The organism is Acetobacter tropicalis (assembly GCF_001580915.1).
Taxonomy (GTDB): domain Bacteria; phylum Pseudomonadota; class Alphaproteobacteria; order Acetobacterales; family Acetobacteraceae; genus Acetobacter; species Acetobacter tropicalis.
On sequence record NZ_LHZQ01000181.1, the window covers coordinates 1 to 25,161 of the forward strand.

Below are 25,161 nucleotides of genomic sequence, written 5' to 3' on the forward strand. Positions count from 1 at the left end.
CAGCGGCTTGTTGGTCAGCAGTTCCAATATGGCGTCGGCAATCCGCTCTGGTTCCGTAAACGGAGCCAGCAGGCCTGTCTCACCGTGCTTGATGAACTCTTCTACCGGAGCAGTGGCGCTGCCTACCAGGGCACACCCCATGGCCATAGCCTCCCGCAAGGACCATGACGCCACAAAAGGATAGGTCAGATACACATGGGCATCGGAACGCTGTAGCAAGGCACGAAATGTTTCATACGAAACCTTACCCACAAAATGAATGCGGGAAAGATCCAGCCTGCCCTTGAGTTCCTCCAGCATGATTTTACGCCAGCACCCGGAAGCCAGACGGGCACCGTAACTGACGCCATCTCCACCCACCACAACCACGTGGGCATCTGGCTGCTCATCCAGCACCCGAGGCAACGCCCGCATAAATTCATGAAACCCGCGATACGGTTCCAGATCACGCGCAACATAGGTAACCAGCTTCTGTTTGGGGGTGATGCGTACATCCCCCACTTTCAGGGTCTTTTTGGCAGCCTTCGGGTCTGGACGGCAGAGCTCAAGGTCCACCCCTTCCCGCAGGACGGTAATCGTGTCCTGTGCCCAGCGCGGGTATGTACTTTTCTGAAATTCTGTCGGGGTCTGCCCGTAACCGGGGTTGGTCAGAGCCAGCAGATTGACGGCATTCTTGGTGCGGACCAAGGGAATGACTTCCGGAGCCATGGGAAATTCCGGGTCAAAATCCACATCAAAACCGGGCTCGGTGTGATAGTAAAACTCAAAATAGCCAAGAACAGGCACGTTGGGGTACACGTCCTGAATATTCAGAAGCTCGCCCCAGCCGTGGTGCCCCAGAATAATATCAGGCACAAAACCAAGGTTTTTCAGGGTCTGGGCCGCCTTGGCCACGGCATCCGCCCGCATGAGGCCAGTATCCAGATCCCGCACACCAGGATGGGCTGTTTCTGTTGCCGTGCGCGGCACACGGTAACGCACGCGCCTTACACCGGGAATGACATTGGCGTTGTCTTCACTAATGAAAACAATCTCGTTCCCGCCCTGGCGCACAAGATGGCGCACAAGATGCAGATACTGCCCTGGAAAATTCTGGTGAATGAAAAGATATTTCAAAACGCCGCCTGCTTCCTGTCTTTCGGCTTTTGCAAAGAAGAAGGCCCGGCCTGAAAAGACCGGGCCATTCTTGCTTTAACGGCGTGATCCGGGCTTGCGGCCCCGGCCTGCGCCACGTGGCGCAGGAGTACGCGCCGCCTTGGATGGTGCCTGTTTGGCACGCGCACTCTGGCGCGGGCTGGCGGAACGCGCAGCAGGAGCAGCCTTTTCTGGCGCACTGGCTTTACGGCCCCGACCATGAGAAGCTTTTACAGGGACTACCGCCTTGGCTGGTTCCGCAGCCTTGGTCTTGAGTGGCTTGCGACCACCACGGCGCTTGCGAGGAGCTACGGGCTCTTCAGGTGCCGCGTCTTCTTCAATCAAGAGATCAAATTCTTCTGCTTCAGCATCTTCCAGCTCTTCCAGTTCCGCGATCTCTTCAAGCTCTTCCAGAGCCTCTACTTCTTCTTCAAGCAAAGCGGCCAGATCTTCTGCCGCAGCTTTGGCAGAGGCTTTGTCCGTCTTGCCTTTACGGCGTCCCCGGCCTGCACCAGCCCCATCCCGTGGCAGAATTTCCAACAGGAAAGCTTCAAGCGGTGCAAGGGTTTCAGATTCCACCGGCTCGCCATTTTCCACCGGGCCAACTTTCGTGCCATCAGTAAAGGTGGCTGTTACGCGGCAGATGAACTTCTTGGCAGCATCACCCTTCAGGCGGACGCACAGACCCAGAATGGGCAGCGCCATGCCACGGCTACCGCAATACTGGCCTCCATCCACCCACGGAGACAGCCAGCCTTTACCCAGAACAGCCTGATATTCGATATCGGAGGCGTCAATCAGTTCTGCTGGCGCAACACCAAAGCCTTCAATCCAGGCATGGCTGCCCGGCTCACCCATCCATTCCCCCAGACGCACGGCAACATCGCCGCGGCGCTGAATATGGGCACCCACTTCCGGTTTCTGGGCAGCAGGCTCAGAACGGGCCTGAGACGCAGAGGCCGCACCCTGCGCGCGGGGGGCAACAGCGGGGGCGCTCAGTCCGGCGGCTGCGGCCGGAGCGGGAGCATCAGCCTGCGCGCTCAACTGCACCACCTGCAGACGGGGTGCTTCATGCGGGGAATTAAGTTCCTGATAAATGGTGATCATGACCTGCGCCGGGCCACGCCGCACACGCACCAGAGCCGCACCATTCTGGGCACCCAGCCAGCCATCCCCTTCAAAGGTGACAATTTCCACTGCGCCGGGTGTTTTGAGCGGCGGCTGGGAAATACGCACGCCCGGCAGGCCTGCTGCGGTAGGCGGCTGCTGGCCTGGTGTGTGAAAAACACAGAACAGGCCAGTCTGAAGCGTCATCAGATGGCCTGATACCTTAAGGTCTGAAATACGCTGCTGGGCAGGCGCCTGGCTAGTCTGTGACATAAACCCTCTTTCCACATGACACTGTTGGCACAAGTGTAAATCAAAAAACCATGAACTGGTAAAGAAACACAGGCTCAAAGTCTAATAATTTGCGTCTTCCTCACTCAGTAAAATCCATTTTGATCAAAATGTCATTCAGCGCAGCGCCAGAAAGAGCAGGATTAATCACTTTTCCCCGGCCACTGGCCCGTACCCGTTCAGCAGGCGCACCCAGATCAAACACGATGGCGGGCAGCCCCGCCTTCCATGCAAGACTGAGTGTAAAACACCAGGTTTCCGGCCAGATTGAGGGCAGAAAAGCCGCTTGCGCCTGCACGGACGCAATGAGCGAAACAGCATCTTCTTCCCGGTATTCTCCGGTTATGAAAACACGGCCTGTTTTCATAAGGGTCGCATCATCGGGCGTATGCCCGACGATCACAAACTCCAACGGCAGATCCCGCATGGCGGCATCCAGCGCGGCCTGATGCAGAACCCCATACCCTTTTTCCCACCCGATCCCGCCAATAAGACACAAACGAAGGCGGCGCGCGCCCTGCTGTGCCGGGCTCCCCAACACACCACTGCCTACGGGTGGTAACGCTGGTTGTTTTTTTACTGACCTTGCCACAGCAGAGGAACGCGGTAACAGAGCGTCCGCTTTTTCCAGCGCCTTTACCTGACACCGAACAGTCGGAAAATGGCGCATCATGCGTTTTGCGGTATCACGCGACGGCGCATAGACGGCCCGTGCACTTTTCAGCAACCTTTCAGACCGCGCCAGATAGACGGGAATATCGCACTCTTCCGTTATGTTTCTGCCTGCCAGAGCCACGCAGCGCTGACACCCCGCCACATCAGGTTCCCCGCAATAGGTGCCCTGGGGCCCCAATAGAGAAATCCGCTGGCAGAACCACATATAATCATGCACGTGCACGGTATGCGGGCACCCCAGCGCTGCCGCCAGCCCATACATCTGCGGCGCATGGCCTTCCAGATGGTGGAACGCCACCAGTGAGACACCCTCCGCCCGCAAGAGACGGGTTAGAACAGTCCACTCTTCGGGCAGACGGAACCGCAGGGACGGCCATGCGTACTCAGGAGCAGCGGCATCCTCCAGCACACATCCGTTTTCCGTGGGCCTGAGTACCAGCCCGCGTGCGCCTTTTTTATGAACGGTCGCCGCCTGCTGCTGCACAACCCGTTCCACCCCGCCCCCATGAGCGTGCGTGACGAGAACAACAGCTTTGGGCTTGCTCCCTTTCCCTGCACTCTGAGCCCGAAAACGCACCAGATCCAGACGCCTACGCGCGTCAAAAAGAGGGTTTTGCGCCATCCAACCAGCAATGAAGGCATGATATCCGGGGTGCAGACGTTCCAGAATGGCTGCATTCCGCTGCATGAGGGCGGCACGCGCCTCTCCAAACGAAGCTGACCCGACATGTGCTACAAACGCGCCGGGCGCCGCCATATGCTTCCAGCCCAAAGCGCGTGCCCGCATGCAGAAATCATTTTCCTCCCCATAGCCTTGGGCAAAAACATCTTCCCGCAACAGGCCTGTTTGAATCAGGCAATCATGCCGCACATACATGCAAAACCCGTTTGCTGTCGGGATTTCCACGGCCTGCCCGGCATTGGCCGCATGTGCCGCCACCATAAGGTTTTGCGTTTCTTCCTCATCCGGCACCACGTTTTTGCGCTCAGGCGAGGGATAGGAGAGAATACTGGCGTCATTCGAAAATGGCGTGACAGTACCCGTATCCGCCGCAGCGTAGGCAATATGGCGGAGTTCCTCCACCCAGCCTTTAGCGACCAGCGTATCACTATTCAGAACAATAACGTCACACCCCGCAGCTTTTTGCAGGCCTGTATTCACCGCAGCAGGAAAGCCTCGGTTTTTTTCATGCCGCACCCATTCAAACCGATGCTGCCGCGCAAAAGCCTCAACCGCCTCAGCCAGATCCGGCTCAGGTGAGGCATCATCCACCACCACAACGCGAATTTTCTTTCCCGCGACAGTGTCTCTCACAGCCTGAAGGCACGCCAGGGTCACTGCATGATTTCGAAAAACAGGAATAATAATCGCCAGAGGTTTGCGACCACTCCCACTCTCTGGCCGTGCGATAACCGTATCTGCAACAGGCAGAGGAATGAACAGGGACGGAGACTGAAGCGTTTTTCGGCTTCTGCTTTTACAGAAGGAGGGGGGCAGCACACCATTCACCATCTGTGCTGTCTGATGCGCGGAACGCCATTCTAGCCGCGCATCCAGCGGGCTACCTGCAAGATCCTGCCCCGCAGATCCAACCACCCGCACAGGCCCTTCCGGCAACTTTTCCCATGGCACAAAAATACGCCGGTAGCGCGCCAGAGGTTGATCTGAACTGACCGACCGGCTGAACGCCTCTGCGTTCACCTGTAAGAGACTCTCATCCGTTTGAGGATCACGTAGCGTAAGGTCCGGCGCACAATCAGCATTGTAAGGGTGCCAACACCACCCTTCCAACCCTCCGTCCCCGGCGGCGACAACACCGGCACACTGGAAAAAATCTTTTATAGAAAAAGGACTTCCCAATACATTTGGCACACCAGCACACTGGACATCCAATACCTGCGCCCGTTGCCATCCTTGCGGGAAAGACCAGCCGCCCTGCGTCTTTCTGGCCTGAACGGAGACGCCATCCAGCCAGAATTCCGGCTGATCTGGCACAGTCTGACCTTCAAGTTTCAGAAGGCCATTTCTGTCAAGAAAACCCCATAGCGCCACACCGTTCAGGCGGCAGACAGATGCTGCCAGTTTCCGGCTTTCAGGCATAGCAGCAAAACTGGAAAGAAGTTTCGCCAGCGCCTGCAAAGCTCCGCTCCTGTCCCCACAAGCCTGACGAAAGGTCGTGAGCAGAAGCCAGCCTTCCCGAAAATCAAACTGTTTCAGAAGAGATTCCAGAAGGAGAATGGCACCGGGCCCATCTCCAACAGCATGCCGGGCAAGAGCCAAAGCAAACATGACATGAGGATTATCGGCAGCCTGCCGGTTGGCGCGCTCCAGCCAGTCCCACGCAGCCTCTTTCTGTCCGCTTTCCCATGCCGCGTTTCCACGCCGGAAAGAGTCCTGCGCCTGCGCACTTGCCACTATAGCGCGTTGTTCTTTGGTTAGGGTTTCATCCTGCCAGAACAGCATATTTTGCAACAGTGTCATGATACGCGCGGTTTTGGCACTGTCACATCATCACGGAATAAGGTGCCCTTATCCCTCTACCGGCATCTGTTCTGCCTTGCGCAGGGCATTAAGGGCCGAAAGTTCTGCACTCGCCTGAATAATATTCTGGGCTTCGGCCTTGCGGTACCACACACTGGCCCCGTCAAGGTCTCTTTCTCCGCCCAGCCCGTTAGCCAGATAACGGCCCATCATCAACTGCGCAGCCGGGTTACCGTGCTCGGCTGCTTTCTGAAACCATTCACGTGCGAGAGCGCGATTTTCAGGAATATCATGGCCACCGCCATACAGAGCCCCGACCGAGAACATGGCGGGAATCTGCCCAGCCTCGGCTGCTTTTTTGTAAAACTCAAGAGCAGCCGTATGATCCCGTGGGCCACCAATGCCCTGTACCAGCAGATCTGCATAAGCTGCCTCGGCTTCCGCCATGCCTGCTTCGGCAGCTTTTTGAATCCATACGCGGCCTTCTTCCGGGTTTTGTTCCGCTCCCCGGCCTTTCAGGAGCATATGTCCGTACCAGTACTGCGCGTTGACAACCTTCTCCGCGGCCTTGCGCAGCCATTGCAGCGCTTCTTCTTCATTCTGTTCTGTCCCGACACCCTGCGCCAGACAGACACCAAAATTAAAGGCTGCCAGAAGATCACCTTTTTCCGCACTGGCGCGATAAGCCTTCATGACATCCTGACTGATCTCAGAAGACATTTGACCACGCAAGGAAAGGTTGCCAAGGTCAGCCACTGCTTCCTTGTTGCCTTGCTCCGCCGCAACGCGGAACCAGTGCTCTGCCGCTTCCGGATCTTTGGGGACACCAACACCAGCCTGATACAACGTACCTAAAGTGTGGCTTGCAGCAGCATGTCCATGGTCTGATGCAAACCGATACCAGGAAATGGCTTCCGCATAATTGGGGGGCAAATCTCCACCTCGGCCGTACATATCTCCCAGAATAGCAGCGGCTTCTGCATCCCCGGCCAAAGCCGCACGGCGCAACCATGTTTCCCCACGGGCCGTATTCCGTGCCACACCGCGTCCCGCCATGAGGCCCAGTCCATATTTGGCCTGCGCCCCCCGAATTTTCTTCTCCGCCGCCTGCTCATAATACTGCATGGCAACAGCATCATCTTGCGGAACACCTGTTCCACGCTCGCTCATCACACCCAAAAGATACAGAGCTGTTCCCAACCCCTTATCTGCCGCCTGTTTCAGTTCCTTGGCAGCTTTGGCGTAATCGTCATGCGTTTTGGCACTCCCGAGAGCCGCAAGCCCCAGCCCCAGATGACCCTGCGCACATCCCGCTGCTGCCGCTTTCTGGTACCAACGCAGCCCTTCCGTCGTGTTGCGAATTGTCTCCGGACCAGCACTGAGCACATACCCATAAAGAGCCTGCCCGTCCGCATTACCTTGTTCGGCTGCAATCTTGGCCCAGTGAGCCGCCTTGATAAAATCAGGATCAGGCTTTTGGTCAGGCGGCGGCCGGACATCATCAAAAACGGAAGGGCCCTGCTCATGCCCCTCTTCCGCTTCAGGCGGCAGGCCATGCAGATACAATGTGGCCAGCACAAAAGCGGCTTTCGTCCAGCCTTTCCGTGCCGCCCGCCGTGTCCACCGCACCCCTTCAACCAGATTGGGTGGAACCCCCATGCCGTTCAGGTAGGCTTGCCCCACCAGGAACTGGGCCTCTGTCACCCCTTCCCGCGCCAGAACGGCAAGATCGGCAAATCCTTTTGCAGCACTATCCGGATCTTCCATCAGAGCACGGGCATCCGCCAGACGTGCTTCTGCCGGGGACGGACGCCGCCCAAAGAACCGCCTGATCAGACCACCGAACATGACATCAGCCCTCTTCTATCCTTTGAACAACGACGCAGAACCCTGATCAGGGTTCACGCATGCCGTCTGTCATCAACGGCATGAAGCTGTTCAGCAGATACTGCATGATTGTCCGCTTCCCAACCCGGATATCCGCAGTAACCGGCATACCCGGTTGGGGATGGAAGAAGCTGGGCACCCCATGCAGGGTATAACGATCCACCCGAAGACGGACACGGTAAAACGCCTTGGTGCTGCTGTCTGGCGTCACACCTGGGTCCTGCTGGCTACTGCTCTGATCAGAGACAAAGGAATCCGCACTGATGGTCCGTACCGTAGCCTCTGCCCCACCATATTGCTGGAACGGGAAAGTTGCGAACTTGACAAGCGCCTTATCCCCCAGCCGGACAAAGCCGGCATCCTTGCCGGACATCACGGATTCAATCTCTAGTCCTTTGCCAAGCGGCACCAATGTCATGATCTGCTGCCCTTGAGTAAGCACTGATCCGACAGACACTTTAGCAAGACTGAGCACCACGGCGTCTTCGTCCGCTTTCAGCGTGACCATGCTGTTGTGCAGAACAGCTTTCTGATACGCGCCTTTGGCCTCTGCCAGATGATGCTGGGCCAGAACCAGATCTTTGTAGACCTCGGCCTTCCAGTTCTGGACATAACTTTCTTTTTCAGAAACCTGAGCTGCCAGCTTGTTACGGGTAGACCCCGCCTGCTGCTGCGCGCCAATCTGCGAGCGCTCAATTTCCATCAGGGAACTCTGTGCTCCCAACGTGGAAAGCTTGCTTCCCACCTGGTCTTTCTGCAACTGCATGCGCATCTTATGCACATCTGCCGCCACTTTTGCCTGTGACGCATACATGGCCGCACTCGCCAGATACCCCTGCAGATCATTCTGCAAGCTGGCAATCTGCTTGTCATAATTCTGAATTTTGGCGTCGTATTCCGCCTTACGCCTCAGAAAAGCTTCTCCCTGTTGGGCAGAAGCCGGGTTCTGTGGATCAACGTGATATGTCTCACCCTTGGCCTCAGCAAGAAGCCGATCCACCTCGGCCTGATACTGCTCGTTCTGGGCGCGCATATTATCGATATCCGCCCCACTGGAGGTCGGATCAAGATGGGCCAGCACATCGCCCTTATGAACAAAATCCCCTGCCTGTACGTCAATGGAACGGACAATTGATGTATCCAGAGGCTGCACAACCAACGTCTGGTCTGTAGAGACCATACGCCCCTGTGTGGACACAACCCGATCAAGCGGGAAGACGGTCATGACCGTAACAGAGGACAGAACCAGCGCGCCAATAACCCAAGTAATATACTGCGCAGACGCCGTAGGCGGCATATTGACCAAAGCCGCGGTGGGGGAATGAAACTCCAGCAGCGCAGGCGGCATATCCCCCTGTGCATAGGGATCATCAGCTTGCCGAAGAAAATCCGGGCTTTTTTCCTCATTGTTGCCCGGGTCAGAAGTCTGGCCCGCGGGAATGATGTCCTTCTCGCTCATGGCTTATTCTCCTTCCGCGATCAGGGATGACGGATCACCCGCAGGCTTCTTACGCCCTTCCGTGTGCCGGTTCTGCTGCATCCAGAGCGTCCGATAGATATCACACCGTTCCAAGAGCACATCATGCGGCGCAATATCCGCAACAGAGCCCTTATCCATCACGCAAATCTGGTCACAATTTACCAGAGACGACAGACGATGGGACACAATCACCATGGTACGCCCCTTACCAATCCGCTCCAGATTGGCATTCACCAACGCCTCACTTTCCGGGTCCAGAGCTGATGTCGCCTCATCCAGAATCATCAGTTTGGGGTCCGTAATCACGGCGCGTGCAATGGCCAGACGCTGCCGTTGACCACCGGAAATATTGGTAGAGCCTTCTTCAATGAACGTGTCATAGCCCGCAGGCATCCGCTCAATAAACTCTTCCGCGCCAGCAAGGCGCGCTGCACGCACCACATCATCAATGGTAAAACCGGGACGACCAGCTGTAATATTGTCATAGATGGTGCCGCGGAACAGGAAGTTATCCTGCAACACCACACCAAAAGAACGTCGCAGATGCGTCAGATTGATCTCACGCAGATCAATCCCATCCAGTTTCAGATAACCAGTGTATGATCTGCTTACCCCCTGAAGCAGGCGGGTAATGGTGGACTTCCCTGAACCGCTTCGCCCCACCAGCCCAAGCATAGTCCCTGCCGGAATTTCAAAATTCACGTTTTTCAACGCCAGCGTAGTGGCACCAGGATAGGAAAAATTAACACCATCAAAAGAGAGGGCTCCTTTGATCCGCGGACGCATTCCGGTTGTGAGCGCTTTGGTTTCCGTCGGTTGATTAAGAACCGATGCGGCCTCTCCTAAAGAGGTGGTAACTTCTGTAAAATCATCCATAAGCTTGGCAAGGCCCACCAACGGAGACGCAACACGCCCCCCCAGCATCATGAACGCTACCAATCCACCCACACCAACAGTAGAGGGGCTAACCAAGACCAAATAAGCCCCAACAAGAATAATGCCACGATTGATAAATAGATCCAGCGGCATAACAAGTGTTTGCGGCCAGTTTGACATTCTTCCCATGGCCAGTTTCCATTTAACAACCTGGGCCGTTACTTCATCCCATATCTGCTTACGTGTATTTTCCAGAGCTAGTGTTTTTAAAGTCCGAATACCCGCAACCGTTTCGTACAAAATTGCGCCACGATCACGTTCTGCCTCTACCTGCTTTCCCATAATCTTGGAGAGGGGCGCGATAAAGATCACAACAATCAGACCTATCAAACCAGCGGCAGCAATGGTCATCCAGGCAAGAGTGGAACTGAGGAAAAACAGAAACGGCAGGATGACCACCAACGTGAAAAGATCCAGAAAAGTCGACATCAGCCGCCCCGTCAGGAAATCACGCACCTTGTAAATAGACAGAACACGCCCAAGCAAATTACCAGCCTGCTGGCGTTCAAAATATTCCAACGGAAGCGCCACAAGGCGGCTAAAGAGATGCAGTGAAAGGCGAGAGTCGATACGTGTTGTCAGCACCATCGACAATTCACGCCGTCCGTAAGAAAGAAGGACTTCATAAAGAGAAAAAACAATGATGATGCCGCTGATCGAAATCAGCGTAGACATTGAGCGATAATTCACCACCCGGTCGACAACCTGCATGACAATAAGAGGTGGAAATATCTGCAGGATACTCAGTGTCATGGAGGCGATGGCGATATCGCGGAGAGACTTTTTCTCCCGCAGCACCATCTTGGCCAGCCATGTGAAATTGATGGGGGCGTCGGCTTCGGACTCATCACGCCGACGCTTGATGAGGAGGATGTCTCCCGTCCAGATCTGGCTCAGACGCAATTCATCAACGGGGACGGGCGCAGCACCCTCACCCTTCAGCGGATCACGCAGCCAGACCACGCCTTTGTCGGGTGACGCATTGACCATGAGGGCGGCGGAGCCATCGCGGAACATCAGGACGATGGGCGGCGAATTGGTCATCTTGACCAGATAGCGCCACTTGATCCGCATCCCTTTGGCGACAGCGCCACATTCTTCCAGCCACCGGACAAGAGTGGCCGGCGATGGGCTTTCTTCTTCCGGGTCTGCTGCAAAATCCCGCACATCAAGCTCAAGGCCATGATAATGGGCGGCTGCCAGAACAGCGCGCAGACGGATCATCGCCGGGCTCAGACGAGAGGCTTTCGCGCCTTCTGAATCTAAAGAGGAGCCGGCAACCTCAGGCACATGGTCAGTCTGGTTCACGCACAACCCTTTTAACAAAACCTAACTCTGTTACCGAACAAAGCCTGTAATATAGCCGCCGGACAAGCCCTTATGGCAGGGAGTAGGCTTTCCCTCAAAGTGTTTCTGTGTATTTGCTGCCGCTTTAGTTTGAGTTTTTTCAGGAATGGCAGAAAAAACCGCCTGAAATGGGCAGAAGTCCATACAGCCCTGTGAGAAGAGAATCTGCGCAAAGAGCAGAAACGAGCAATCTCTTCTCCGATGCCGGACAAACAATATTTACGCTGCTGAAAAACGGACATTCTCCACGCGCCCGTTCCTGCACAAGGCGAAGCAGCATGCGCCCCATCCCCTGAGCTGGCAGGCAGCAGGAACAGCCAGCCCCGTGAGGGAAAGACGGAATGGCCGTGCCCTCCCACGATCGCGTCACCAACCAGCCTGCCAGCAGATCGTCAGAGGGAGGGTGAGCCACAAAAATCGCCAGAGCCTCCGCTCGCGGCACGGCCTTACACTCCTGTGGTGTCAGCACGCGCAGAAGAATGCGGGCATCGCCTTTCCCTTTCCAGAATGCGGGATGAGTGGACATATTGGCCTGTGTCTGGAATAAGGTTGGCCCTTCCCCGTCGCGCTCCGGCAGGGGCTCCTCCCCATTTTTCTGTTTCATGGATGCCATGTCTTCTCGTCTTCCGCTTCTTGATGCTCTGCGTGATCAGGTTCTGCTCTGCGATGGGGGGATGGGCTCACGCATCCAGATGCTTGATCTGGACCTGACGCGTGACTACTGGGGGCAGGAAAACTGCACCGAAATTCTGACCCTTTCACGCCCTGAACTGATCCGGGAAATCCACCGTGGCTACTATGAAGCCGGGGCGGATATGGTCGAGACCAATACCTTTGGTGGGTCTCCCATTACTCTGGGTGAATTCGGGCTGACAGACAAGGCCCGTGAAATCAACCGCACCTCCGCCGTTCTGGCGCGGGAGGCCGCGGACAGCTTTGCCGATGGACGCGCACGCTACGTCATAGGGTCCGTGGGGCCGGGCACCAAACTGCCCTCCCTAGGCAATATTGATTACGATACGCTGGAAGCCGCCCTGACCGAGCAGGGCCGAGGCCTGATTGAAGGCGGCGTGGACGCCATCCTGATCGAAACCTGTCAGGACACGCTACAGATCAAGGCTGCCGTCAATGGCATGAAAATTGCCCGCGCGGAAATGGGCACCTCCACCCCCATTTTTGTGCAGGTGACAGTCGAGACAACCGGCACCCTGCTGGTGGGGCCGGATATTGCGGCAGCCACCACCGTGATCCACAGCCTGGATGTGGACCTGATGGGCCTGAACTGCGCCACCGGCCCGCAGGAAATGGCCGAGCATGTTCGCTGGCTCAGCGAGAACTGGCCACGCCTGATTTCCGTGCAGCCCAATGCCGGCCTGCCTGAACTGGTGGACGGCCAGACCCGTTACCCGCTTTCTCCCGAGGAAATGGCGGTGTGGGTCGAGCGCTTTATTGTGGAAGACGGCCTGAACCTGATTGGCGGCTGTTGCGGCACCTCCACCCCCCATATTGCCGCGCTGGACGCCATGCTGCGGCGCCGGGCCGAAGGCACGGGCAAACACCGCCCGGCGCCGGTTGCACGCACATCAGTCTGGGTGCCCTCCGTGGCCAGCCTGTATACACAGGTGCCCCTGCGGCAGGAGAACGCCTATTTCTCCATTGGCGAGCGCTGCAACGCCAACGGCTCCAAGAAATGGCGCGAACTTCAGGAAGCGCATGACTGGGATGGCTGCGTTGCCCTGGGCCGGGAGCAAGCCAAGGAAGGCTCAAACGCGCTGGATATCTGCACCGCTTTTGTCGGTCGCAATGAACGGGCCGAGATGGATGAAGTGATCAAGCGCTTCACGTCCTCCGTCAACGCGCCACTGGTGATCGATTCAACGGAAACCCCGGTGATTGAAGCCGCCCTCAAGCTGCATGGGGGCAAACCCATCATCAACTCCATCAACTTTGAGGATGGAGAAGGCCCGGCAGCTGACCGCCTGACACTGGCCCGCAAATTTGGCGCGGCCGTGGTGGCGCTGACCATTGATGAAGAAGGCATGGCCCGCCGCCCGGAAGACAAACTGCGCATTGCCACCCGCCTGATAGAATTTGCCTGCGACAGATACGGTCTGCCGCAGGCCGGTCTGATGATTGACCCGCTGACCTTCACCATTGCCACCGGTGCGGAAGATGACCGCAAACTGGGGCAGTGGACGCTGGAAGGCATCAAGATGATCCGGGACGCCTTCCCGGATGTGCAGATTGTGCTTGGGCTCTCCAACATCTCCTTCGGGCTGAACCCGGCGGCACGCGCCGTACTGAACTCGGTCTATCTGGACCATGCCGTGCGTGCGGGCATGACAGCCGCCATTGTGCATGTGTCCAAAATCCGGCCGCTGCACATGATTGCACCGGAAGAGGTGAAGGTTGCGGAAGATCTGATCTTTGACCGCCGCACCGCGGATTATGACCCGCTACAGAAGCTGCTGGAACTGTTTGCAGACCGCAAGGCATCGGAAGCCGTCAAGCGCAAACGGGCTGAAACAGTCGAAGAACGGCTGAAAGACCGCATTGTGGATGGCGACCGCAAAGGACTGGAAACAGACCTTGAAGAAGCCATGGCCAAGATGCCGCCGCTTGAGATCATCAACACCGTTCTGCTGGATGGCATGAAGGTGGTGGGTGAACTGTTTGGCGCTGGCAAGATGCAGCTTCCGTTTGTGCTGCAATCTGCCGAGACCATGAAAGCCGCCGTGGCATGGCTAGAACCGCACATGGAGCGGATAGAAGGCCAGCAGCGCGGCACCATTGTGCTGGCTACCGTAAAAGGCGACGTGCATGATATCGGCAAAAATCTGGTCGATATCATCCTGACCAACAACGGCTACAAGGTTGTCAATCTGGGCATCAAGGTGCCGGTGGCGGACATGATTGAAGCCGCGAAGAAAGAAAAGGCCCATGCCATTGGCATGTCCGGCCTGCTGGTGAAATCCACCGTCATCATGCGCGAGAACCTTGAGGAAATCAGCCGTGAAGGGCTTGAAGTGCCGGTTCTGCTGGGTGGTGCCGCACTAACCCGCAACTATGTGGAAGAAGATTGCGTGGCCGCCTACAGCCCCACTGGGCGCGTGGCCTACGCGCGGGACGCCTTTGATGGCCTGACCCTGATGGATCAGATCACGCAGAACGGTTTTGACGATTATCTGGCCGCCATCAGCAAACGCCGGGAAGGCAAGGCCACCCGGAAAAATGCCCGCACGCCAGAGCAGGCCGAAACCCGTGGCTACACCCCCATAGACCCCGCCGTGGCCCGTACCCGCCGCGCGCGCATGACAGCGGATGAACCGCGCCTGAAGCCGCCTTTCTGGGGCAGCAAGGTGATTGAAGCGCCCACGGAAGCCGTTATTCCGTTCCTGAATGAGCGCTCCCTGTATCAGTTCCAGTGGGGGTTCCGGAAACAGGGCCGCTCTCTGGATGATTTCATGGTGTGGGCCAAGCAGGAACTGCGCCCCATCCTGCGCCGCATGCTGGATCTGGCCGCCAAGGAGAACATCCTCCGCCCGCAGGCCGCTTACGGCTACTGGAAAGCTGCTGGTGAGGGGAACGACCTGATCCTGTTTGAAGAAGACGGCGTGACGGAAGCCGCCCGCTTCACCCTGCCCCGCCAACCGCGTGAAGATGGCGAATGCGTTGCCGACTTTGTGCGCGATGTATCCGACCCCGAGCGTGATGTGGTAGCCCTGCAGGTGGTGACAGTCGGCCAGAAAGCGTCTGACATCGCGCGCGACTGGTTTGAAGAAAACCGGTATCAGGATTACCTTTATCTGCACGGTCTTTCCGTGGAAGTGGCTGAAGCCATGGCGGAATACACCCACAAGCGCATCCGTGCGGAACTGGGTTTCTCGAGCGAAGATTCGCGTGATCTGGATGCCCTGTTGCAGCAGGGCTATCGCGGGTCACGCTATTCCTTCGGGTATCCGGCCTGCCCGCGGCTGGAAGACCAGCACCCCATTCTGGGGCTGCTGGGCGCAGAGCGGGTTGGCGTTTCCCTGACGGATGGGGATCAGCTTCACCCTGAACAATCCACTTCCGCGCTTGTTATCCTGAACAAACACGCGAAATACTTTACCATCTGATTTTCCCCGGCCTGGGGCTTCCACTGTTTTCTCCGGGCCGCGGCCCGCATGAACGACAAAGGAGCCTCACCCGTTGGAACTGCTCACGCTTATTGATCTTGCCGGAAGCGTCGCCCTGCTACTGTGGGGTGTGCATATGGTGCAGACAGGCGTGCAGCGGGCCTGTGGCGCACGTCTCAACAGCCTGATGGCCCGCATGCTGGGCAACCGTTTTCAGGCGTTCCTCACTGGTCTGGGCATAACGGCGCTGCTTCAGTCCTCAACCGCAACCGGGTTGATGATTACGGGCCTTGCTGCGCGCGGGCAGCTTGAACTGGCGCCCTCTCTGGCTGTTATGCTGGGCGCCAATGTGGGCACCACGCTGATTGTTCAACTGCTCTCGTTTGATGTGTCCTCCATCGCGCCCGTGTTTGTGCTGACCGGCGTGATCCTGTTCCGCCGCAGTCAGGGGGCATGGCGCGATTCCGGGCGGGTATTCATCGGGCTGGGGCTGATCCTGCTTTCTCTGCGGCAGTTCCTGATGCTGCTGAGCCCCTACACGCACAAACCGGAACTGACAGCGGTTCTGGCGTCCATGAACTCGCATGATCTGGCGGCTATTCTGCTAGGGGCCGTGATTACCTGGATCAGCCATTCTTCCGTCGCCACCGTCATGCTGGTGACCACCTTTGCCACCAGTGCCACCATTCCGCTTGAAACTGCGCTGGCGCTGGTGCTGGGAGCCAACATTGGCACCTCCATCAACCCGGTGATGGAAGGCAGCCGCACGGACCCCACGGCGCGCCGCATTTCCATGGGGAACCTGCTGGTGCGCTGCGTTGGGGCACTGGTGCTGGTGCCGGCTCTGCCCTTTATCAGCGCGCTTATGGCACGGCTGGAGCCGGATGCCGCCCGGCAGGTGGCTGATTTCCATACCCTGTTCAATATCGGGCTGGCCGTGGTGATGATGCCCGCCCTCAGCCAGTATGCACGCCTTATGCTGCGGCTGATTCCCACCCCACGGGAGAACCAGCAGCCTTCCCCCGGCACGCCCCGCTATCTGGACCGTCTGCTGCTGGACAAGGCCCCGCAACTGGCCATTGGCAGCGCCACGCGGGAGGCCATGCGGCTGTGTGACCTGATGGGCGCCATGCTGACCGCCATGCAGGATGGCCTGCGCACCACAGACCCGGCCAAAGCGGGAGCCGCCCGTCCGCTGGGCAACGCCATGGAAGATCTGGGCGCTGCCATCCGCTCCTATCTGGCTGGGCTGGACCCGGACACGGCCAGCCAGCCTGAAATGGAGCGTGCCGAGGATATTCTGGCCTTCTGCACCCAGATGCTACACGCGGAAGACATTGTGGAACGCAGCATTGTGCCCATGGTGCAGAAAATGGCCCGGCAGCGAATCGTGCTGCCGCCAGACCTGCTGCGGCCCGTACTGAGCATGACGCAGCAACTGACCCACAACCTGAATATCTGCGCCACAGTGCTGATTGGCCGGCAGACACCAGAGAGCAACCCGCTTTCCGGCCAGAAGGACTTTTTCCGGGACGTGGAGATTGAAGCCACCGCCGCCTACTTTGAACGGCTGAGAAACCAGTCTTCTGAACCCGGTACCGCGCTGGAACAGGGTGATGCCGCACTGGTGGATGAAACCGCCACCTATCAGCTTACCCTGTTGCGTGATCTGCGCCGCGTGAACACGCACATTGTTGCCGCCGCGTCCTATCCGCTGGCCACGGATGAAGAACAGCTTTTTCTGGATAAGGACGCCGAGGGCACCCCCGTAATCACGCCTGCGGAACCCGCCCCTCTTTCCACCATGCCAAAAGCAGACACAGAGAGTTGACCCGCCCCCATTCTCCTGCCCATCATGAGGAAATGCTGCACCCCTCTGCCCAACCTGCGCTGTCACCTGCTTCTTCCGGTTCTTCCTCCACCACCGGGGAGGCACCTCAGGACGCCACGCCCTATGCACCGCAGGACATGATCCGCCTCTGCAATGCCGCAGGCGCACACGCCATTGCCTGCACCGCTGCCTTCATTGCTGAAAACCGGGAGGATATTCTCACGGAAAGTGCGGCCTTTATGGAAGGGCTGGCCGCCATATGGGAGTTGCATGATCTGGAGCCTGCGGAAATCTGGACCGAGATCCTGCGCCGCATTGAAGTGAGTGATCTGTTCCTGCGGCTCAATCAGCCGCCGCACCGCAAAAAGCGGAATGGCAAACTCACACGCCCCTGGCGTGTTTCAACCAGCAAGCTGCCCTGAACTCTGTGCGTGACATTCCGCACGCGCATGGCATAAGGCCCCTGTTATGGCCCCCATAGACATCCTCTCCCTTGTGCTGGTGGGGTTATCCACCCTGCATGGCTTCTGGCGCGGCTTTACCCGGCAGGCTCTTGGGCTGGGGGGCTGGATTGTGGCCATCCTTCTGGCCTGCCGTTATTATGGGGCGGTCATTCCCCTTACGCGCCCCTATATCAGCAATCATCTGGCGGCTGATCTGGCCGCCTTCGGTATCCTGCTGCTGGCGCTGCTGATTGTGGCGGCCTTACTTTCAAGCGCCATTGTCCGGCTGGTACATGTCACGGCGCTTAGCGGACTGGACCGCACATTGGGGGCCGGGTTTGGTATTCTGCGCGGGGCGCTTCTGGTGGTTCTGCTGTTTCTGGCCGCCCAATGGCTTTTATTGCCAGAAGACATGCAGACCCTTGAACAGAACGGCAAGCTGACCCCTTACATTCGGCTGGGCGCAGCCTATATCCAGCCCTACCTGCCTGATTTCGGCACGAAGGGGGTTGCGCCAACGCGCTCCACAGGTCATGACGCCACCCTGTAGACCCCATACCGGCCTGTTTTGGCTCTCTTGCGGAGGCCCTGCGCACCCATGCACGCCCACGACGCCCCCTGTGTTTCTTCTCCTGTTGACGCTCCCTGTCCGGATGATGACCATTTTCATGAAGAATGTGCTGTTTTTGGCGTCTGGAACGCCAAGGATGCCGCAGCCCTGACAGCTCTGGGCCTTCATGCCCTCCAGCACCGCGGACAGGAAGCCGCGGGCATTGTGTCTTACGATACGCAGTTTCACTCCCACCGCGGCCTTGGTCTGGTGGGCGATGTGTTCAATGACCCCCGCGTAATGGCCACCCTGAAAGGGGACCGCGCCATTGGCCACAACCGGTATGCCACCACCGGGGCCACCCTGCTGCGCAACGTGCAGCCCCTGTTTGCGGAATTTGCCTTTGGCGGGCTGGCCGTGGCGCATAACGGCAACCTGACCAATTCAGAAACCCTGCGTAAAGAGCTTATCCGCCGCGGCTGCCTCTTCCAGTCCACCATGGATACGGAAGTGTTTGTGCATCTGATTGCCACCTCGCTTTACGCCACGGTGGAAGATCGGCTGATTGATGCGCTCAAGCGCGTAACGGGTGCCTATTCTCTGGTTGTGCTCCACAAGGATGCCCTGATGGGCGTGCGTGACCCCATGGGTGTGCGTCCTCTGGTGCTGGGCCGTCTGCCGGGTGAAGATGGCTCGGAAGGAAGCTGGGTTCTGGCCTCTGAAACCTGTGGGCTGGATATTATCGGCGCAGAATATGTCCGCGATGTTGAAGCGGGCGAGTTGGTGATTATCGACAAGAAAGGCGTGCGGTCCCTGCGCCCGTTTGGCGAGACCAAGCCGCATTTCTGCGTGTTTGAATATATCTACTTCGCCCGGCCGGATTCCGTGCTGGAAGGGCTGCCGGTCTATGCCGTACGCAAGCAGATTGGCCGCGAACTGGCGCTGGAAAGCGGCGTGGACGCCGACATTGTGGTGCCGGTGCCGGATTCGGGCGTGCCTTCCGCCATGGGCTATGCAGAAGCCAGCGGTATTCCCTTCGAGCTGGGCATTATCCGTAACCATTACGTGGGCCGCACCTTTATTGAACCCACAGACCAGATCCGTAATCTGGGCGTAAAAATGAAGCACTCCACCAACCGGCCTGCGCTGGATGGCAAGCGGGTGATTCTGGTGGACGACTCCATTGTGCGCGGCACGACCTCCCGCAAGATTGTGGACATGGTCCGCGCCGCCGGAGCCAAGGAAGTGCACATGCGCATTTCCTCCCCGCCCACCAGACATTCCTGCTTCTATGGCATTGATACGCCTGAACGCAGCCACTTGCTGGCCGCCCAGTATGATCTGGCCAAAATGGCGGAACTGATTGGCGTGGACAGTCTGGCCTTCATCTCACTGGACGGGTTGTACCGCGCCATGGGGCATGAAAGCCGGGAAGCCTACCGTGAACGCTATTGCGATGCGTGCTTCACAGGCGACTACCCGATACCGCTGATTGATCATGATCAGGAATTTGGCGCAGGCACGGCCTGAACGGCCTTTTCCCTCCCATAAGAAAAAACGGCGGCCCTCAAAGGCCGCCGTTTTTTATGGAGAGAACATTATCGCCTCTGCCGCTCCAAACGCGCTCCGCACATACGTGCCGTCAGCAGCCCCAGGAACGGCGTTTGAGCCTTTTACACGCAGCCTTACTTAACGCTGGCTTGCCGCAGTATGACTCCTGCCAGCCTCTGAACCGGAAGGTGCAGAGGGTGCAGGAGGCATCATGCGGAGTTGAGTAGCTGCAATATCAGCCACCTGCCCCAGAAGCTGGCTAAGCGCCTGCACCAGCGGCATGGTGCCTGTTACGCTGTCTCCCTGCACCTGAATCCGTTGCAGATAAAGCTGCGCATTGCCGCTGGGCGCACCCGCCACAGCGGGCTGCACGGACAGAGAGGCTTCAATTTCCGCCTTGCCGGAAGGCCCTTGTGAAAACCGGGTTACGGAGAGGTCCACATAGGCATCAGGTTCCGTGGCGGCGGCATCATTTTCCGCAAACACGGCAGACCCCGGCAGACGTTGCGCAAGATCTCCGGCCAGCGTACGGCTGATCTGGCCCCCAAGAGAATCGCCCCACGCATCGGCAGATGCCACGGTCAGTTTGTAGCCGGTATCCTGCGTGACAATCCTGTCCCGATCGAGCCCGGACGCAATGCTCGGCTGGCGCACCTCAACATAGCGCGGGCCACCCGGCATGGGCTGCCCCGGCACCACAGAGAGGGTGTACAGCGTCGGGTTGCCGCTTGAGCAGGCTGTGAGCGTGGTTGCCATAACCCCGAGCCCCACGGCCCCCAGCAGCACGCTGCGGCGGGAGGAGAGAGCCTGCATGGGCTGCGCAAGAGATGATTTTGTCATGGCGTTACCGTCCGGAGATCAGGGCAGTAGGATGGTTGGTCAGGAAGTCTGACAGGAAGCGAAGCGAGCGTGCAGCCTGACCAAGCTGAAGGACCATTTTTTGCAGGGAACGATGGAAATCACTGTTCCCGCCATAGCTTGCCAGCAGGCGGTTGGCGTTCTGCAGAGTCTGATCAAGCTGGTTGGTCATTTCTGGCAGACGCTGCATCAGCGGGCCCATGCCACTGCGCATCTGCGCGCTCATGGCCTGAAGGTTCTTCATGGACTCTTTCAGACTGGTGAGAGACTGCTTCACATCCGGGCTGGTCAAGGTCTGATCCGCATGGGCCAGCAGGTTGTTGGCATTCACGCCAATCTGCTCAAACGGCATGGCGGAGAGACGTGACGCCACGGTGGAGAGAGACTCCATGATGCCATCCATCCCGCCGGGCTGGCTTGGAATCACCAGAGACGGCCCTTCCATGCTGGTGGTGGCCGGGCTGGGGTTTTTCACAAAATTCAGCGAGATCATGCTCTCGCCGGTCAGCAGACTCACGCTGTCTGTGGAGGCACGCAGGCCATTGGCCACGAGGGTTTTGAACATCTCTGTCAAAGCGCCATGGTGGATATCCTCAGCCGCCAGCACACGCTCCGGCTGAATTTCCATGCCAATGCGCACCCGTGGGTGACCGGCTTTCTCGTCCAGATCAAGTTTCACGCTCGTCACGTTGCCAATCTGGATGCCAAACATGGCCACCTGACTGCCCGGAGCCAGCCCCTTGACGGAGGAGGTGACATAAGTGGCCAGCGGCACGCGTTCATGATAGCCCGCGCTGTCCGCATCTGCCTTGCTGTCATACAGCTTGAATACTGTATCCGCTGGCGCTTCGTTTTTCTGGCCATGGTTTTCATCGTGCGGCAGGCCAAAGGCCACACCACCAGAAAACAGCGCCTGCAAGGACTGCAACTGAACCTTCAGGCCACCAGCGCCAAACCCGACCTGCACGCCAGAAACGTTCCAGAAACGGGTATCCGTATAAAGATAGTGGTCATACGGTTCCCGCACGAAAAGCTGGATCAGGATGGGCCCGCGCCCGCCGGGTGGCATGGTGTAGCCCAGCACTTCCCCTACATCGACATCGCGGAAGAAGACCGGAGCCCCCTGCCCGATGGACCCGATGGACGGCGCAATAAGTGTGTAGGTGCGGCCCGGCTGATCTGAACGCACCCCCGGAGGCGCTTCCAGCCCCTGAAAGCGGGTCATGTGCCGCGCATTACTGACATCCTGACCTTCAAGACCGGGGTCAAAGGCAATATAGGCACCAGACATCAGCGTTTCCAACCCGGTGACACTGGCCCCGTTGATACGCGGCCGCACCACCCAGAAGCGTGCTTTGTCCGTCAGCATGGTGCTGGTGCCCGCGTTCATGCGGATACGCACCAGCACGTGGCGCAGATCATCCGTCAGGGAAATGCCCTGCACGGTGCCCAGCACCACAGCTTTGTTTTTGACCTGCGTCTGCCCACTGGTCAGGCCATCCGCCGTATCAAACATGACGGTGATTTCCGGCCCGTTATTGGCAAAGCTGCGCCAGACCAGAAAACCGGCAATAAGCACGGAAATGACCGGAATGATCCAGATGATGGAAAACCGGATACGACGCACCACAGCATCTGGCATGATGCCATCGTTATCCTGAGGAGACTGATGAGAGTTCTGTCCGTTCACGCCCTGTCCGGCTCCATATTACCCAAATACGCCACCGCCTGGTCCCGTCCCCCGGTCTGATCAGGCAGATCAGATCCGGTGCGGTCCTGCGGGCTGGCAGACTGTACGGTCTTTTTTTTCTCAACCGCGTCCCACATAAGCCTGGGGTCAAATGTGTGAACGGCAAAAATTGTCAGCACCACAACGGCGGCAAAACACACCATGCCGCCATTTGCCGTAATGCTGGCCATGTGGCTGAACCGTACAACCGCCACAAGAATAGACACCATGAACACATCAATCATCGACCAGCGGCCAACGATATCAATAATCCTGTAAAGTTTGGAGCGCAGGACCAAACCCTTGGCCGAATGCCGGTGCGTGGCCACAACCATGACAATCAGCCCGATCACCTTGAGCACCGGCACGGTCACGCTGGCAAACAGCACCAGCAGCGAGAGCGGGATCATACCATCGGTCCACAGCTCTATTGCGCCTTCTACAATGGTATGGCCGGTGCCAGCCCCCATCCGTATCACGGTCATGACCGGATAGATATTGGCGGGCAGATAGAACACAATGGCAGAAACCAGCAGCGCCACCGTTCGGGCAAGGCTCTCCGGCTTGCGCTTGCGCACCACATGCCCACAACGGGGGCAGAAACCAACTGGCTGGGTCGCACTTACGGGATGATCAAATTCCAGCACCACCCCGCAAGCCAGGCAGGAAACACGGCTGTCAGACGGTGCAAGCGCCCCTTCCTCGGCCGAGACAGCCTCCAGCCGCAGGCGCTTGCCGTCCATGGTGCGCATGCACGGATCAATCTTGCGCTGTTGCCAGATCAGTTCCGTATCCAGCGTGGCATCCGTTGCGGCCATGGTAACCATAAGAGACGCCACCAGATAGACAGCCGCGCCCACTTCCACAAACGCCAGATCCACCAGCTTGGTGTAAGCCACGAACACGCCCAGAATATACACTTCCACCATGGACCACGGGCGCAGCACCTCATACCATTTCAGCAGATGGGGCACCCAGGATGGCAGAGTGGGGCGCAGGGCCGCCGTCAGGATCATGCCCATCATGGCAATCACCACGCCGGGGGCCAGAATGGTGACAATGGCCACCAGCACACCGACCTCGCCCCATCCTTCATGCAGAAGTTCTATGGGGCCGGTAATGATATCCACCGTACGTTGCCGCCCGTACAGATCCAGCATCATGAGCGTGGAAAACAGCATGGCCAGATACAGGGCGGCTGAACTGATGCAAAACGCCAGCGGCGTGGCTATAGGGGCTGTGCGGTTGCGCCGGTCAAGGGACTGATTGCACCGCAGGCAGCGCGCCTGTGTGCCGGGTTTGAGCGGCGGCAGTTTCTGGAACAGCCCGCAACACGGACATTCCACCACACCATGCACAAGATGAACGTGCCGGGTTTCATCCACAGGGGAGTCCTGCACAGGCGTAACCGCCTCCCGCAGCAGGGCTGTAAAATGTGACACGTTCATAACAGTCACCTTAGAACGAAAAAACGCGCCACGTAATAGCCAGAACACCAGATTGCAGCCATGCGGCCCCTACAGGAACGCAGCGTTCAGGCAATGGTCCTGCCATTTTTCCTGTTTTCCCCGTTGCGTTTCCCCAGACGCTATGATACCCAGCCGTTCGAAAATAAAATATGCCCGCTTAGCTCAGTTGGTAGAGCACGTCATTCGTAATGATGGGGCCGGTGGTTCGAATCCGCCAGCGGGCACCATGTTTTCTTTCCCCACGCTCAAAGTGTAAAATTGTATTCTTCGCCTCACTGGGCATGCTTTTGCATGCGCCTAACGAAGGCACCTCTCCCGCACCTCACGCCTCTGGCCATCATTGGTCCAACGCGGCTATCGGGACACCGGGGGACGACCGGCATGAAAATCTCCGCAGCCCGCATGCGGCCGTGCAGCCCAGATGAAGCTTTTACGGAAAAACACCGCAGAGAGAGCCCCGCTCTATTCCGCTTGTGAGACAATCTGGAGGGTTCTGAAAAACCCCTATTTCGCATTTTCGAGTTATCGCAATATCAAGGGGTTCCGATTTTCATATGAACACAACAGAAGGTTTTTAGGACCCTCCACTTTGCTCTTTCTCAAACCCAATGCCTTTCATGTTTCAGCAAGAAAGGCCTGTCGGCGGCAGCGCCCCTGCCCCCAATGATTCGGTCATGTCACAATCATAAGACATTGATATTGCTCGTGACAGAAACGTGCAGATAGGCTTTCAAACGCTCGACCTCACACCACGCAGCAGTGAAGCGGCATGAGACCACACTAAAACAGACGTATATCAGGCTGAAACGTCGTAGCTTTTGCCACGCGGATTTTTATGGAGCGGAAAGGCTGTAAAGGCTGATGGTGAGGCGATGCCCATTGGAATAATTCAGGCCAGACACCGCACCATGGGAGACAACCGCACTCCGGGCATCGCCCAAAGCCGCCATAAAGGCTGCGCGATCACGTTCATCAACCAGCGCCACCGTGCAGGCCCGATTGGCCAGCATCATAGCGGCGGCCTGTTGGGCCCCCACAAGTTTGACCTTGCCACCAAGCAGAAACACCAGACTGGGCTCGGAAAAGGAAACAGACGCCACATCCGTTGTGGGGCACGGTTGATATTGATGCACCAGACTGGTCAGCCGCGGGGCCAGCCAGATGCTGTGCAACCGGGGCACAACAACCAGAAACAGCCCCGTATAGAGCAGCAACGCGCAGACTGCGCTGGTCAGCAGGGCCTTCCGCAACTCAGACCGCCAGATCAGCACAG

15 protein-coding genes, 1 tRNA gene and 1 pseudogene are annotated in these 25,161 nt (G+C 57.9%); 6 read left to right on the forward strand and 11 right to left on the reverse strand.

Annotated elements, in window-relative coordinates:
* The 7 genes from AD944_RS04605 to AD944_RS04635 all read right to left on the reverse strand — a co-directional run.
* On the reverse strand, positions 1-1,116 hold a 1,116-nt coding region (locus tag AD944_RS04605; RefSeq protein ID WP_061474773.1), incomplete at its 3' end, for a glycosyltransferase.
* Between the two features lie 75 nt (positions 1,117-1,191).
* Positions 1,192-2,514, reverse strand: coding sequence for a hypothetical protein (locus AD944_RS04610; RefSeq protein ID WP_045542654.1), 1,323 nt, complete (start codon positions 2,512-2,514; stop codon positions 1,192-1,194).
* 100 nt (positions 2,515-2,614) lie between these two features.
* On the reverse strand, positions 2,615-5,689 hold the full coding sequence (locus tag AD944_RS04615; RefSeq protein ID WP_082741254.1) for a glycosyltransferase: 3,075 nt from the start codon (positions 5,687-5,689) through the stop codon (positions 2,615-2,617).
* A 48-nt stretch (positions 5,690-5,737) separates the two neighbouring features.
* Positions 5,738-7,537 carry a tetratricopeptide repeat protein gene (locus AD944_RS04620; RefSeq protein WP_035381312.1) on the reverse strand — a complete coding sequence of 600 codons (1,800 nt, stop codon included), beginning with the start codon at positions 7,535-7,537 and terminating at the stop codon, positions 5,738-5,740.
* 46 nt (positions 7,538-7,583) lie between these two features.
* Positions 7,584-9,035: an HlyD family type I secretion periplasmic adaptor subunit gene (locus AD944_RS04625; protein ID WP_045542653.1), complete on the reverse strand. Its 1,452-nt coding sequence runs from the start codon at positions 9,033-9,035 to the stop codon at positions 7,584-7,586.
* Positions 9,036-9,038: 3 nt separating this feature from the next.
* Positions 9,039-11,300: a peptidase domain-containing ABC transporter gene (locus tag AD944_RS04630; RefSeq protein ID WP_145912847.1), complete on the reverse strand. Its 2,262-nt coding sequence runs from the start codon at positions 11,298-11,300 to the stop codon at positions 9,039-9,041.
* Positions 11,301-11,439: 139 nt separating this feature from the next.
* Entirely contained in the window at positions 11,440-11,943 is a 504-nt protein-coding gene (locus AD944_RS04635) for a hypothetical protein (protein WP_045542652.1), read from the reverse strand.
* A gap of 7 nt (positions 11,944-11,950) precedes the next feature.
* Between AD944_RS04635 and metH the strand changes: the two genes are divergently transcribed.
* The 5 genes from metH (at position 11,951) to purF (ending at position 19,811) form a co-directional block, all read left to right on the forward strand.
* On the forward strand, positions 11,951-15,457 hold the full coding sequence (gene metH / locus AD944_RS04640; RefSeq protein WP_045542667.1) for a methionine synthase: 3,507 nt from the start codon (positions 11,951-11,953) through the stop codon (positions 15,455-15,457).
* Positions 15,458-15,530: 73 nt separating this feature from the next.
* Positions 15,531-17,288, forward strand: a complete 1,758-nt coding sequence (locus AD944_RS04645) for a Na/Pi cotransporter family protein (protein ID WP_052427197.1) — start codon at positions 15,531-15,533, stop codon at positions 17,286-17,288.
* Positions 17,285-17,710, forward strand: coding sequence for a phosphoribosyl-ATP pyrophosphatase (locus AD944_RS04650; protein WP_231551818.1), 426 nt, complete (start codon positions 17,285-17,287; stop codon positions 17,708-17,710). The genes AD944_RS04645 and AD944_RS04650 overlap by 4 nt, the downstream gene beginning before the upstream one ends.
* A gap of 46 nt (positions 17,711-17,756) precedes the next feature.
* Complete coding sequence (locus AD944_RS04655) at positions 17,757-18,281, forward strand: CvpA family protein (protein WP_045542651.1); 525 nt, start codon at positions 17,757-17,759, stop codon at positions 18,279-18,281.
* Positions 18,282-18,329: 48 nt separating this feature from the next.
* A complete protein-coding gene (gene purF / locus AD944_RS04660; protein WP_006557658.1) occupies positions 18,330-19,811 on the forward strand; it encodes an amidophosphoribosyltransferase in 1,482 nt (493 codons plus the stop codon).
* Between the two features lie 159 nt (positions 19,812-19,970).
* Here purF and AD944_RS04670 read toward each other — a convergent pair whose 3' ends face one another.
* The 3 genes from AD944_RS04670 to AD944_RS04680 are packed head-to-tail and all read right to left on the reverse strand — an operon-like array spanning position 19,971 to position 23,867.
* Entirely contained in the window at positions 19,971-20,672 is a 702-nt protein-coding gene (locus AD944_RS04670) for a PqiC family protein (protein WP_045542649.1), read from the reverse strand.
* 4 nt (positions 20,673-20,676) lie between these two features.
* Positions 20,677-22,332, reverse strand: a complete 1,656-nt coding sequence (locus AD944_RS04675; RefSeq protein WP_045542648.1) for a PqiB family protein — start codon at positions 22,330-22,332, stop codon at positions 20,677-20,679.
* A 44-nt stretch (positions 22,333-22,376) separates the two neighbouring features.
* Positions 22,377-23,867 (reverse strand): paraquat-inducible protein A, encoded by a 1,491-nt coding sequence (locus AD944_RS04680; protein WP_035381325.1) that lies wholly within the window; start codon positions 23,865-23,867, stop codon positions 22,377-22,379.
* 172 nt (positions 23,868-24,039) lie between these two features.
* On the opposite strand from AD944_RS04680, the gene AD944_RS04685 reads away from it, so the two are divergent.
* A tRNA-Thr gene (locus tag AD944_RS04685) sits at positions 24,040-24,115 on the forward strand.
* 606 nt (positions 24,116-24,721) lie between these two features.
* Here the strand turns inward: AD944_RS04685 and AD944_RS17020 are convergent.
* Positions 24,722-25,161 (reverse strand): annotated as a pseudogene (locus AD944_RS17020) (ArnT family glycosyltransferase); the annotation flags it as partial.

Bases quoted from the DNA above. Each gene is read 5' to 3' on its own strand.
- AD944_RS04610 (WP_045542654.1), bottom strand. From the start codon at position 2,514: ATGTCACAGACTAGCCAGGCGCCTGCCCAGCAGCGTATTTCAGACCTT.
- AD944_RS04615 (WP_082741254.1), bottom strand. From the start codon at position 5,689: ATGACACTGTTGCAAAATATGCTGTTCTGGCAGGATGAAACCCTAACC.
- AD944_RS04620 (WP_035381312.1), bottom strand. From the start codon at position 7,537: ATGTTCGGTGGTCTGATCAGGCGGTTCTTTGGGCGGCGTCCGTCCCCG.
- AD944_RS04625 (WP_045542653.1), bottom strand. From the start codon at position 9,035: ATGAGCGAGAAGGACATCATTCCCGCGGGCCAGACTTCTGACCCGGGC.
- AD944_RS04635 (WP_045542652.1), bottom strand. From the start codon at position 11,943: ATGAAACAGAAAAATGGGGAGGAGCCCCTGCCGGAGCGCGACGGGGAA.
- metH (WP_045542667.1), top strand. From the start codon at position 11,951: ATGTCTTCTCGTCTTCCGCTTCTTGATGCTCTGCGTGATCAGGTTCTG.
- AD944_RS04655 (WP_045542651.1), top strand. From the start codon at position 17,757: ATGGCCCCCATAGACATCCTCTCCCTTGTGCTGGTGGGGTTATCCACC.
- purF (WP_006557658.1), top strand. From the start codon at position 18,330: ATGCACGCCCACGACGCCCCCTGTGTTTCTTCTCCTGTTGACGCTCCC.
- AD944_RS04670 (WP_045542649.1), bottom strand. From the start codon at position 20,672: ATGACAAAATCATCTCTTGCGCAGCCCATGCAGGCTCTCTCCTCCCGC.
- AD944_RS04675 (WP_045542648.1), bottom strand. From the start codon at position 22,332: ATGCCAGATGCTGTGGTGCGTCGTATCCGGTTTTCCATCATCTGGATC.
- AD944_RS04680 (WP_035381325.1), bottom strand. From the start codon at position 23,867: ATGAACGTGTCACATTTTACAGCCCTGCTGCGGGAGGCGGTTACGCCT.